The 12,452-nt window shown below is 48.0% G+C and carries 12 protein-coding genes; 8 read left to right on the plus strand and 4 right to left on the minus strand.

Features of this window, described 5'->3' with window-relative positions; genetic code table 11:
- Positions 1-69 precede the first annotated feature (69 nt).
- The 3 genes from ACE1CM_RS05935 (at position 70) to ACE1CM_RS05945 (ending at position 4,128) form a co-directional block, all read left to right on the plus strand.
- On the plus strand, positions 70-1,242 hold the full coding sequence (locus tag ACE1CM_RS05935; RefSeq protein WP_374876477.1) for an LL-diaminopimelate aminotransferase: 1,173 nt from the start codon (positions 70-72) through the stop codon (positions 1,240-1,242).
- Positions 1,243-1,630: 388 nt separating this feature from the next.
- The gene (locus ACE1CM_RS05940; RefSeq protein WP_374876478.1) at positions 1,631-2,527 is read left to right on the plus strand and encodes an NF038130 family PEP-CTERM protein; all 897 of its coding nucleotides are present in this window, start codon (positions 1,631-1,633) and stop codon (positions 2,525-2,527) included.
- 536 nt (positions 2,528-3,063) lie between these two features.
- On the plus strand, positions 3,064-4,128 hold the full coding sequence (locus ACE1CM_RS05945; protein WP_374876479.1) for an NF038130 family PEP-CTERM protein: 1,065 nt from the start codon (positions 3,064-3,066) through the stop codon (positions 4,126-4,128).
- Here ACE1CM_RS05945 and ACE1CM_RS05950 read toward each other — a convergent pair.
- Entirely contained in the window at positions 4,125-4,406 is a 282-nt protein-coding gene (locus tag ACE1CM_RS05950; RefSeq protein WP_374876480.1) for a hypothetical protein, read from the minus strand. The two genes, ACE1CM_RS05945 and ACE1CM_RS05950, sit on opposite strands and share 4 nt — an antisense overlap.
- A gap of 64 nt (positions 4,407-4,470) precedes the next feature.
- Positions 4,471-5,082, minus strand: a complete 612-nt coding sequence (locus ACE1CM_RS05955; RefSeq protein ID WP_374876481.1) for a hypothetical protein — start codon at positions 5,080-5,082, stop codon at positions 4,471-4,473.
- 43 nt (positions 5,083-5,125) lie between these two features.
- On the opposite strand from ACE1CM_RS05955, the gene ACE1CM_RS05960 reads away from it, so the two are divergent.
- Entirely contained in the window at positions 5,126-5,377 is a 252-nt protein-coding gene (locus tag ACE1CM_RS05960) for a hypothetical protein (protein WP_374876482.1), read from the plus strand.
- 270 nt (positions 5,378-5,647) lie between these two features.
- Positions 5,648-6,019 carry a response regulator gene (locus ACE1CM_RS05965; RefSeq protein ID WP_374876483.1) on the plus strand — a complete coding sequence of 124 codons (372 nt, stop codon included), beginning with the start codon at positions 5,648-5,650 and terminating at the stop codon, positions 6,017-6,019.
- A 115-nt stretch (positions 6,020-6,134) separates the two neighbouring features.
- On the opposite strand, the gene ACE1CM_RS05970 is transcribed toward ACE1CM_RS05965, so the two are convergent.
- Positions 6,135-6,314, minus strand: a complete 180-nt coding sequence (locus ACE1CM_RS05970; RefSeq protein ID WP_374876484.1) for a hypothetical protein — start codon at positions 6,312-6,314, stop codon at positions 6,135-6,137.
- A gap of 282 nt (positions 6,315-6,596) precedes the next feature.
- On the opposite strand from ACE1CM_RS05970, the gene uvrC reads away from it, so the two are divergent.
- Positions 6,597-8,513, plus strand: a complete 1,917-nt coding sequence (gene uvrC / locus ACE1CM_RS05975; RefSeq protein ID WP_374876485.1) for an excinuclease ABC subunit UvrC — start codon at positions 6,597-6,599, stop codon at positions 8,511-8,513.
- Positions 8,514-8,557: 44 nt separating this feature from the next.
- Here uvrC and ACE1CM_RS05980 read toward each other — a convergent pair whose 3' ends face one another.
- A complete protein-coding gene (locus ACE1CM_RS05980; RefSeq protein WP_374876486.1) occupies positions 8,558-8,794 on the minus strand; it encodes a hypothetical protein in 237 nt (78 codons plus the stop codon).
- A gap of 41 nt (positions 8,795-8,835) precedes the next feature.
- Between ACE1CM_RS05980 and ACE1CM_RS05985 the strand changes: the two genes are divergently transcribed.
- Complete coding sequence (locus ACE1CM_RS05985) at positions 8,836-11,271, plus strand: CHASE2 domain-containing protein (protein ID WP_374876487.1); 2,436 nt, start codon at positions 8,836-8,838, stop codon at positions 11,269-11,271.
- A 35-nt stretch (positions 11,272-11,306) separates the two neighbouring features.
- Complete coding sequence (gene bchI / locus ACE1CM_RS05990) at positions 11,307-12,425, plus strand: magnesium chelatase ATPase subunit I (protein ID WP_374876488.1); 1,119 nt, start codon at positions 11,307-11,309, stop codon at positions 12,423-12,425.
- Positions 12,426-12,452 lie beyond the last annotated feature (27 nt).

The following is a 12,452-nucleotide window of genomic DNA, read 5'->3' on the forward strand; positions in this document are numbered from 1 at the left end:
GAAAAGTTAAATTTGAAATTTGTTCCACCAATTACCAATTACCCATTACCAATTACCAATTGACCAATTATGCAATTCTCTAAGCGTTTAGAATCCCTGCAAGCCAATGTTTTCGCCGATATGGATCGGGCGAAGTCTTTGGCAATGGCTGGGGGTAAAGATATCATCGATCTTTCGTTGGGTTCTTCCGATTTGCCAGCAGCGGCGCATGTTATTGATGCGATCGCTCACTCCCTACAAGATAAAACTACCCACGGCTACTTACTATTTCACGGCACCGCAGCGTTTCGCCAAGCCGCAGCAACCTGGTATACTCAAAGATTCGGCATCAAAGTCGATCCCCAAACCGAAGTGCTGCCTTTAATCGGTTCCCAAGAAGGCACGGCGCACTTACCTTTAGCAATACTCAATCCGGGAGATTTCGCCTTATTGCTCGATCCGGGTTATCCTTCCCATGCGGGTGGTGTCTATCTCGCCAGCGGTCAAATTTACCCGATGCCCCTAACAGCCGAAAATAATTTCTTGCCAGTACTAGAAGATATCCCAGCGCCAGTATTATCCCAGGCACGGATGATGGTACTGAGCTATCCCCACAATCCTACTACCGCGATCGCTCCCCTATCTTTTTTCCAGCAAGCCGTCGCTTTCTGTCAGCAACATAACTTAGTATTAGTCCACGATTTCCCCTACGTCGATTTAGTCTTCCAATCTTCACTTGCCCCTTCGATACTGCAAGCAGATCCCGATAAAAGCGTTTCCATCGAATTTTTCACCCTCTCCAAGTCATACAATATGGGAGGTTTCCGCATCGGGTATGCCATCGGCAACGCCAAGCTGATTCGCGCTTTGCGACAAGTCAAAGCAGCGGTTGATTTTAACCAGTATCGCGGAATTTTAAACGGCGCGATCGCAGCCCTCACCGGCGATCAAATCGGCGTGCAACACACCGTCGCCACCTTCAAACAGCGCCGAGATGCTTTTATTAGCGCTTTACACCGCATCGGCTGGCAAGTGCCAACCCCCGCAGCGACAATGTATGTTTGGGCGCAACTCCCCCCACCTTGGCAGCAAAATTCCGTAGATTTTTGCACTCGCTTAGTCGAAACAACAGGCGTCGCTGCTTCCCCCGGTGCAGGATTCGGTAAATCTGGGGAAGGATATGTACGATTTGCCCTAGTCCACGACCCGGATATTTTGGAAACAGCCGTCGAGAGAATCTCACTATTTTTACAATCATCCTAACATTCTGGAATTTTTAACGCGAGCCTGATACCCACACTGGCAAAGGTATAAATGGGTTGTCTCCCTTGCTTGTTTTGCTTGTCTCCCTTTTTTCTGAGGAATTACACTCATATTCCGGGTTTCTCTCCAAAGCAGAAACCCGGTTTTTAGGCTGGGAAGTGCTTAAATACCGACAGAAACAACCTGATAGCATAAAAATGTGGAAATTTTGTGAATCAGTAGATTCGGAAAATACTGAAGGGAAATTACGTAATTTATAGCCAACAAAAAAGCGCGAAAAATTCACATAAACTTTACCAAATTCAGTCAAAGAGTCATCTAGATTAGAAACATCAGAAAAATGGGTGGATCGACTACACACAACCTCAGGATTTAGGGAGAAGAGAAGATGACAGGTTTAATCAAAAAGGCTTTGATTGGCGCTTCGGTGGTAGCAGGAATGAGTGCGATCGCATCTGCCCCAGCTTCTGCCTTCACCATCACCGGCACAGACTACCTACTCTACGATGTCACTGGCAACAGCACCTACGTTAATCCAAACGCTAACTTAAATAGCATTTTGGCTGGCAACAGCGCTAATCCCGGTGGCAACGTAGAACTATTTGCCAGCAGTGAAACCCTCACCAATGCACAGTTTTTAGCATCTAACGCTCGCACTAGCGTTAGTGGCTTGGTTGGCGGCAGTACCCTCACCCTCAGCAGTCTGACAGCAGCAGACTGGTTTAGCACTGGTTCAGGCATGAGTATGAGCTATGGGGCAAATAACTTGGCAAATAGATGGTTTAATGACTTCTTAACTGCCGCCGGACAAGGTTCTGCCTCACTTACCACAAAAGCAGACCTTTACAATATATTTGGTGCTATTGAAGGCTTCCAACGCAGCAGCGACCCCAACATCTCCTACATCAACAGCAGCGGCGGCAACATCAACATTGGACTTGCCGGTCACTATGACCTCAAAGCATTCTATACCCGTCCTGGTTCTCCATTCGCAATGGTTGCAGCCTTTCTACCCAATGGATTCCAAGCCAGTGAAGTCGTTAGAACTGACTACAATGGCGTAACTAACTACCTTTACAGCTTCTCTGCCACCCAGACTGGACTAACCAACAGCGTCGGAGCAGGAGCAGATGGTAGTTCTCACAGCGGCAACTACGAAGTTTCCCTCAGGGGTATTGTCACTCCTCCTCGGAGAACGGTTGTGCCAGAACCCTCTGCAATGCTGGCTCTGTTTGGCTTGGGTGCTTTCTTAGTTACCAAGCGCCAGCAGTCGAAAACCCCCTAGACTTCACATCTACTCAATCTCTGCCAATCAGAAAAAAAGGCAACAGGCAAGAGGCAGTAGGTAACAGTTCCTAATTTTATTGTTCTCTTGTTAAACAAACCCGGTTTAGTTTTTTTGCCCTATTCCTGTTTTAATTACCTAGAACGCTCACATCCCACTTGTGATTTAAAACACAGGTGGGATGTGAGCGTTGTCATACACTTATGCAAGGCTTTAGTTGATGATGTCCAAATAAAGAAAGAATCATTTTAGACAATAAAAGATGGTAAAAGTACTGAAGAAATGCGAGTTTAAAGTCGAAAGAAACCTTTGTAGACACTTACGCAAAAAAACCCGGTTTATACGAAAAATCGTGGGTTTAGAGGCGCTCTATTGACGCATCACCTTTGTTTTTGGCCCCGCGTGGGTAAGTCCTGATTGAGTTAAAACCAGAGTAAAATTTACGAAAGCTTTACAATACTAATTTAAGATGGGAAATAACTAGCGAGATAGTGGCAAGATTCAAGCGCAACTCCAAGATTCAGGAAAAAGCACAGATGAAAGCAAGTATCCCAAAATTTTTGCTCGCCGTAACGGTGGCAGGTGGAATGAGCGCGATCGCTTGTGTCGAAGCGATCGCCACAACCCTCAAACCGACTAACATTCAGTTCCAGACTTACAACGGTCTACCCCAAATTGAAACCTATCTGTTCAACAATCCTCCTACCTCCGAAACAGTCAACGGGGTTTCCAGGCAAAGGCTAGAGGACGTTACCAGAGATAATGTGGGCAAGGCAATCCAAGCCTTGACCGATGATTCGTCGGCAACTAACGTAGAACTTTGGTACGCCAGCGAAACTCCTCAAAGGGTTGGCTTTACCGCGAATTTAGGCACGAATACTCTCAAAGTAGAAAGCGTCACTAAGGCTGATTGGGCGGATGGCGTACTGGCGACGGCATGGCTAAACGGCTTTCGCAATCAATACAGCAGCCTGATGTCCAGTATCGCTACGACTGGCGGCTCTAACATGCTGAACGATTTTAATACTAACTTTAATTCCCTGGTGGGGTATCTGCGTACCAACGGTTTCGATGTAGTTGGAGATCCTAATATTGGGTCTGTGACCTACAACGACCAAACTGGTCAATTGCAAGTTGACCTAGTAGGACACTTGGATATAGCCGGGAGATATGTAGATACCCGTCCCCAAATCATGCAGGGTGGCAACTTAGTAAATAACCCAAATCTTGGGATAGGTTTTTCACCCGACTACAACCGTAACAGAACGGGAAATCAGCTTTTAGATAGCGCACTGTTCGCTTTGTCGCAGAAAGCATTCCAAACCAATCAACGCTTTCAATTCAGCGAAATTGCCAAAGTGACATTTAACGACGATGTAAACTACGCCTACGCCTTTACAGCAACAGATTCGGGTGCGATCGCAGGTAACCGCAACGTAATCAACGATAGCACCTCCCACACGGGCATCTACACTTGGACGAAGGATTACCAGACGAACCCAAATCCGCCCGCAGCAGTACCCGAACCTTCTACAATCTTGGGTCTAATAGCTGTTGGCGGTTTATTTGCTGCTGCACGCAAGGCTAATCAAAAAGCTTAACCCCTAGATGCTTCAGAAACCGAGTTTATTAGACCTCTCCAACAAAAAAACTCAAGGGCAGGCAGAATGCCCACCCCACAAGAGTTTTTGCAGAAGTCGATTTGAGAAACTTTGGTGTTTGCCAGGGCGTTGCCAGAAACCCGGTTTCGACCGTCCTTCGCGTAGCGGAAGGGAGGCATATCTCTGGTTGCCAAACCAACGATTTTTCGTAGAAACCGGGAACTTGCGCGTAAGTCCTGAAATAGATAATCTTCTGGCAGCAAGGAACTAAGTTGCATCGGAATTACTTAATGCGGTCAAGGCAATTAGCCATTAGCCATTAGCCATTAGCCAGAAAGCTAATCATTCCGATGCCACCGAATTTGATATTACTTCTATTGTTTCTGTTGCTTCTTCCTCATCTGAGGATAGCCGATCGTTGGTTTGGGGAACAACGATCGCGCTCTCTAATGCCTCGCAAATTAACTGCCGTTGTTCGGCATCGTAACCCCAGCGGTCTAAAAAAGCTTGGTACCTACCTGCACCCGTTACCGCACTTTCCAATAATTTTCGACAGCGATCGTATACTGCATCTTGATCGACGAGTTTGATCAGCGCTGCCGAGCGATCGCGCACTTGTTCTGAACTTTGCGCCATTGGTTCGTCATCGTTACGGCGATGGGTAAGCGCCATTGCCGCCGACATGGCGACATTTTTCGCCAACAGTTCGGCGACAATATCTGGACTAGAACGTAACGCCTGTACCAGTTCCTCTGAGGGATGACTGGCTAAACTGCTACTCGATACCAGATAGGTGACAAAAAATCCCCTAGCACCATTTTCGCTTTGAACTAAAGCAGCGATCGCTTCCCCGATCTGTTCGGGGGATAATTGATTGGCTTCCACCTGTTCTAGCAAAGACTTCGTGGCGGCGATCGCTTGTTCAAACGTAATCTCAGAGCCAATTTGAGTCATATTACCTACCATTTACGATGGTTTTTCCACTGTCGCGAGATTGATGACGACCCCGCGCAACAAGCAGTTGCGGCTGTGCGTTCGCGATAGCGATGCGGAGCATTATCGCGGCGTCCTCATGGTAGCACCTTTGTTTTCCAGGATAAATCAACCCAACTCGATCGGGACTTACGCCAAGAAATCGGGTTTCTACGAAAAATCTTTGGTTTGGCAAGGAGAGATTGACTCAGAAACTTTGGTGATGGTCTCGACCGGCGTCAGTCCTGTCGATATGACTTGCCGGCATATTAGTTAAAATACTTAACTAGACCAATGGCTGGGGACCCAATAAGATCCGCGATAGTTCCTCAAACTCAAACAGCAGGATGCACAATACAGTTCGTGCCTCATCCGCAAGCATTACCGACCGGATACCATTGGTAATAATCAACCGCCTCAATACGGCTGGTTTATGGGCGATCTGTTAAGTCTTAAGGAGCGCGATTCCCAAAATGTCCCAATACTTACAATGGTCGTGAAAAATTTAGCAACCAGACATTCTCAAGCATTTAATCTGCTTAGATCCATGCGAATTTTACTGCTTGAAGACAACGATATCAATCGCCAGTTGCTGAGCGAATATCTGATTTATCTGGGCTACCAAGTCCTTGCTTTACCAGATGGCTGCAACTTATTTCAAGCCTTATCTGACTTCCAACCTCAGCTGATTTTGCTGGACTTGAAATTACCCGGTATTGATGGTTATACCATTCTGGAACAAATCCAACAAAGCTCAGACTGGCATCAAGTGCCGGTGATTGTCGTTTCAGCATTTGCTTTTAAAGCAGATCAACAGCGAGCGATTAATTTAGGGGCGCGAAGGTATTTTGTCAAACCTGTAAAGCTACCTCAGTTGAAAGAGGCGATACAGGAAGAATTGAACAGAGGTAGGGCGTAGTAACAATTGCCCAGAGTCATTTCACCGTCAGCGGGTAGTGGGGAAACCCCTACTCACGCGCGATCGCCCTATCGACTCGCGACGGTCTAAACTGATAGTTAGCCACCTCACGTCCCTAGTCAGAAGGACCTGTGGCGATAATTGCTTCCATAATTTGACACAGACTCTGCATAGACTCTCTCACATCATCCATCTTCGCTTCTATTTGTGCGATTAATAGAGTTACGCTTTGCAGTTGATTAAGTGTCTCATCTAAAGCTTCGCGATATTGGTGCTGGAGATCTTCTGAAGTCATTGATAGGATTTGGGTTTGGTTACTAAAGGTTGTAATATATCTAGCGTAGTAGACGCTTTCCTCTAATTTAATATCTAGTCTTTCAGATTTTATTTTTATGTTAATAACTTAATTATTACCCAGGATAGTTAATCAAAACTTTAAAAACATGGAAAAGATAATGTTAGGATAATCTCCCAAAAGGGGAATTTGCGTAATTTTACTAAAGATAAAACGGACTAAAAGCAATAGTTTTTACTTAAAAAACTGTAAAGATTACGGAAGCGGAGAATTGCGAAGGTTATGTCAGCTACAAAAACCCTGCCATTGGTAAAAGATCCAGAAGGACTCTCAAGCCGGTTGAAGGAAATTCCAGCCGAACCGGGTGTATATTTTATGAAAGATGAGAGCGGACGCATTCTATACATCGGCAAATCGAAAAAACTGCGATCGCGCGTCCGCTCTTACTTCCGCGACACCCCCAAACATAGTCCCCGCATCGATATGATGGTTCGCCAGGTGACAGAAATTGAATTTATCGTCACCGACACCGAAGCGGAAGCATTAGCACTAGAAGCCAACTTAGTCAAGCAACATCAGCCGTATTTTAACGTACTACTTAAGGATGATAAAAAATATCCCTACCTGTTAATTACTTGGTCAGAAGATTATCCCCGTATTTTCATCACGCGCAATCGGCGTTTGGCAAAAGAAAAAGATAAGTATTACGGACCTTATGTCGATGTTGGGCTGTTAAGAAATACTTTACATCTAGTCAAGCGTATTTTCCCCCTAAGACAGCGCCCGCAACCGTTATTTAAAGACCGACCCTGCCTCAATTACGACCTGGGGAGGTGTCCGGGTGTTTGCCAACAGTTAATCTCAAAAGAAGAATACCGCAAAATCGTGCAAAAAGTGGCGATGGTGTTCCAAGGTCGCACCCAGGAATTGATCGATATTCTGAGTGGGAATATGGAACAACTGGCAGAAGCGCTCAACTTTGAAGCAGCGGCGAGAATCCGCGACCAAATTAGCGGGTTAAAATCCCTGAGTGCGGAGCAAAAAGTATCCTTGCCAAAGGATACGGTATCGCAAGATGCGATCGCGCTTGCCGCCGATGACGAACGCGCCTGCATCCAACTGTTCCAAATTCGCGCCGGACGCCTGGTAGGGCGCTTGGGATTTATCGCTGAGTCTCCCCTATTGTCGGGACGTTCTGATGAGATAGATCAAAACGGTGTAGAAGCGGGGGCGATTTTACAGCGGGTGCTAGAAGAACATTACCAAAATGCGGAGGCGGTGGAAATTCCGGCGGAAATTTTGGTGCAGCACGAATTGCCGGATGGCGAGATGTTAGCCGAGTTTTTATCCCAGCGTCGGGGACGCAAGGTGAGTATTGTGGCACCGCAGCGGCAAACTAAAGCAGAATTGATTGAAATGGTGGAACGCAATGCTGCCTACGAACTGCAAAGGATGCAGAAATTAGGCGAACGCGATCGGCAAGGGATGCAGGATTTAGCCGATATACTCGACTTACCCGACTTGCCGCGCCGCATAGAAGGGTACGATATTTCTCACATCCAAGGGTCGAATGCCGTAGGATCGCAGGTGGTATTTATCGACGGTTCACCCGCAAAGCAGCACTATCGGCACTATAAAATTAAAAATCCCGCCGTTACAACTGGTCACTCAGATGACTTCGCATCTTTAGCAGAAGTCATCCGCCGCCGCTTCCGCAAATATGCTGAAGATGGAAAATTGCAGCGCGTAGGTAATCCAGATTGGCCCGATCTGGTAATGATAGATGGAGGGAAAGGTCAGCTATCGGCAGTGGTGGCAGTTTTGCAAGAAATGAACTTATTAGAAGATTTGCGCGTGGTAAGTTTAGCCAAACAGCGGGAAGAGATTTTCTTGCCAGGAGAATCATTCCCACTCGAAACCGATGCCGAACAACCAGGAGTGCAATTAATGCGGCGTTTGCGGGATGAAGCCCACAGATTTGCTGTCAGTTTCCATAGACAACAACGCAGCGATAAATTGAAGCGCTCGCGTTTAGATGAAATTCCCGGACTCGGCTTCCAGCGCCAAAAGCAGCTGTTAGAGCATTTTCGCTCGATTGATTATATTCGGGAAGCGACAAGAGAACAACTGGCTGGCGCGCCGGGAATTGGCCCCCACTTAGCTCAGCAAATATACGACTATTTTCACCCGAATGGGTGATAGGAATTTTAGGTAAAGTGCGCCCCTACAACAGGGGCAAAAAACTAACTTGGACGGTAAATCATCAATCTAAAATCTGCAATTTCAGAACCGACGCACAAGGATACTAGAAACCCGGTTTCTGGGCGTAAATCCTGAATTTGAAATCGGCAATTCCCACAACTTGTGAAACCGTAAGCGATAATGCCAATGGGTGCTGCAATGGCAATTAAACTGCTAAAGTCACTTGTACTGGGTCGGCAGCGTGCCAGCTTGCTATCGGTGCAGTGGTTGGCACTCAAACTGTCCTGAAGCCCATTGGCGAATTCTGTATAAAGTAGTCGTGCTGGCTAAATTCTCCCACAACTTTCGTAATTGGCTATCGAACTGGCGTTCCAACGGGAACCCTGGGGCGGGAGTTCGCCTCCCCATATCCTTACTGTTGGCGAGTGCGGGGGTAACGGGTATATTGTTGGGACTGCGGCAGATGGGAATGCTGCAACCGATGGAATTGTGGGCGTATGACCAACTGTTGCGAAATCGCCCACAAGAAGCAACCGATCCCCGCCTTTTAGTCGTTGAGGTGACGGAAGAAGATATCCAGCGAGTGGGGCGGTTTCCCCTACCCGACGCTACCCTGGCAACTTTATTAGAAAAACTCCAGCAATATCAACCCCGCGTCATCGGGTTGGATATTTATCGCGATTTGCCGATGGAACCGGGACATCAGCGGTTAAAAGAAGTTTTCACTCATGGCGATCGCCTCGTGGCAATTTGCAAGCTTTCCGATGCTAGCGATCCGGGCGTAGCGCCGCCGTCAACGGTAAAACCAGATCAAATCAGCTTCAGCGATTTGGTTTTAGACCCCGATGGACTGGTTCGCAGGGCGCTGTTGTTTGCCCAACCAGGAGAAGGAAAGTGTCCGACGCCCTTTTCTTTTAGCTTCCAGTTGACAAGGAAGTATTTGGAAAAAGAAGGAATCCAACCAATAAACCAGAAACCAGGGGAATACCTGAAGCTGGGAAATATAGTTTTTCGACCCATAAACCCCAATTCCGGCAGTTACCAAGGAATTGATGCGCGGGGTTATCAAATTCTGCTGAATTACCGTTCAACCCCATATGTAGCGCAGCAAGTCACCCTGGGCCAAATCCTGGACAATCAAATTAAACCGGAATGGGTGCGCGATCGCATCGTCCTGATCGGCACCACCGCCCCCAGCGTCCGAGACACCTTCAACACCCCCTATAACGCCCTGCGACGGGGACAGCGGAAAATGCCTGGAGTCGTCCTCCACGCCCAGATAGTCAGTCAAATGCTGAGCGCCGTACTTGACAAGCGACCTTTGTTGCGCTATTGGCCTTGGTGGGGAGAAGCGCTGTGGGTGTGCGCTTGGTCGTTAGTGGGTGGATTCGTTGCTTGGAAGCTGCGCCATCCCCTGCGCCTGGGATTGGGTATTGCAGCTACCTTGGGCAGCTTGGTTTTAGTCTGCTATGGATTGTTAATTGGGGGGGTTTGGATACCGCTATTGCCTCCAATGCTGGCAGCGATCGCTACCGGGGGAAGTGCGATCGTCACCATCGCTTACCAGATGCAGCAGCAGCAAGAAAAAGTGTCCAAACTGGCGGAAGAACAAGAACAAACGATTGACCAGCTGACAACCTTGCTCAAAGAAGGAACCAAAACATTAGCGACCGAGAACTGGTCAGAAGAAAAAACACGCGCAATGGCAACCTCAGAGGATGGCGCTAGCCCTCCCCCGCCGCCCCTCGCCACCCTCTCCCTAGATGGGCGCTATAAAATCACCCGCGTACTCGGTCAGGGCGGTTTCGGTCAAACCTTTTTGGCAGAAGATACCAAGCGACCCGGACACCCCACCTGCGTGGTTAAATATTTGATGCCCGCGAGGCAGGATGTTAAATTTTTGACAGTCGCGCGGCGCTTGTTCGAGACAGAAGCAAAAATTTTGGAAGCCTTGGGGCAACACAGTCAAATTCCCCAACTGCTGGCTTATTTTGAAGAAAACCAACAATTTTACTTAGTTGAACAGTATATCGAGGGAGAACCCCTGAGCGAAGAACTGAAAGCCGACAGGCGGATGTCGGAAGTGCAGGTGGCGGAAATGCTGAAAGACGTGTTGCAAGCGCTGGCTTTTATACACAAGCACCACGTGATTCACCGGGATATTAAACCGAGCAACATCATCAGAAGCAAACAAGATCGGTTATTGGTTTTGATTGACTTTGGCGCAGTTAAGCAGATGCAGGAAATCGAAGACCAAACCATCGCCATCGGGACGCGGGGATACGCGCCGCCAGAACAATTTCACGGTCGTCCGCGCCCCAACAGCGACATCTACGCTTTAGGAATGATTGGGATTCAGGCACTGACGGGAATTTCGCCCCAGCAGCTAATCGAAGAAGGGCAATCGGAAAAAGGGAATGTAGCTTGGCGCCATCTGGCTAACGTTGGGGATGAATTAGCCAAAATTTTGGACAAAATGGTGGAATATCATTTCAGCGATCGCTACCAATCCGCTTCCGAGGTGCTAGAAGATCTTAACCGCATCGATCCGAAAACTTTGAGCGATCGCGTCGAAGATCTCCGCAAAGTCCCCACCGACGACTCCGATGTAGACACCCTGCATCTATCTGACACAGCAGAGGATGCCACGATTAAAGTAGACCCAATAGACTCAGACGAGTATGGCAATCGGCAAGATGGGGAAGATGAAGAAGATGAGGAAGATGGGCAACTGACACCTGACCAGGCACAATAAAATAAGCATTCCTAATTAATTGTTAAAAAAAGCGCGTGAGTTTGACTGCCCAGGCTAAAACTACCCCCTCTTCAACTGCTCGTCGTGTCGTGTTTCCCTTCACCGCAATTGTCGGTCAAGAAGAGATGAAACTGGCACTGCTGTTAAACACGATCGACCCCAAAATCGGCGGGGTGATGATTATGGGCGATCGCGGAACTGGCAAAACTACCACTATTCGCGCCCTCGCTGACTTGCTGCCAGAAATTGAAGTCGTCGCAGATGACCCCTTTAACAGCGCTGCCGATGACCCCGACTTGATGAGCGACACCGTGCGCGACAAGGTCGCACAGCAAGCTGAAATTCCTGTCGTCAAGAAAAAAGTGACGATGGTTGACTTACCTTTGGGCGCTACCGAAGACCGCGTTTGCGGCACCATCGATATCGAAAAAGCTCTTTCTCTCGGCGTCAAAGCGTTTGAACCCGGATTGCTCGCCAAAGCGAATCGCGGTATCCTCTACGTCGATGAAGTAAACTTGCTCGACGACCACCTGGTAGACGTTTTGCTCGACTCTGCCGCTTCTGGATGGAACACCGTCGAACGGGAAGGCATCTCCATCCGCCACCCGGCACGTTTTGTTTTAGTAGGTTCTGGTAATCCCGAAGAAGGCGAACTGCGTCCCCAACTGCTCGATCGTTTCGGGATGCACGCAGAAATTCACACGGTTAGAGAACCGGCGTTGCGCGTGCAAATTGTGGAACAGCGAGTAGAATTTGACGCCGATCCGCCAAAATTTCTGCAACAATACCAGCAAGAACAAGAAGAATTGCAACGCCGATTGGTCAACGCCCAAAAGTTATTGCCCCAGGTAAAAATTGACTATGACCTGCGGGTGAAAATTTCGCAAGTTTGCTCGGAACTGAATGTAGATGGATTGCGAGGCGATATCGTAACCAACCGCGCCGCTAAAGCTTTAGCAGCGTTTGAAGGTCGCACGGAAGTAACCGTAGACGATATCCGCCGCGTGATTACCTTGTGCTTGCGCCACCGACTGCGGAAAGACCCGTTAGAATCGATCGATTCCGGTTATAAAGTAGAAAAAGCTTTTAACCGCGCCTTCGGTTTGGAAACCACAGATACTCCAACTGCTCAGGCAAATGGTACTCGGAGATAGCTAATTGGTAATGGCTAATGGCTAATT

Source organism: Microseira sp. BLCC-F43 (assembly GCF_041929235.1).
Classification (GTDB): Bacteria; Cyanobacteriota; Cyanobacteriia; order Cyanobacteriales; family Aerosakkonemataceae; genus Microseira.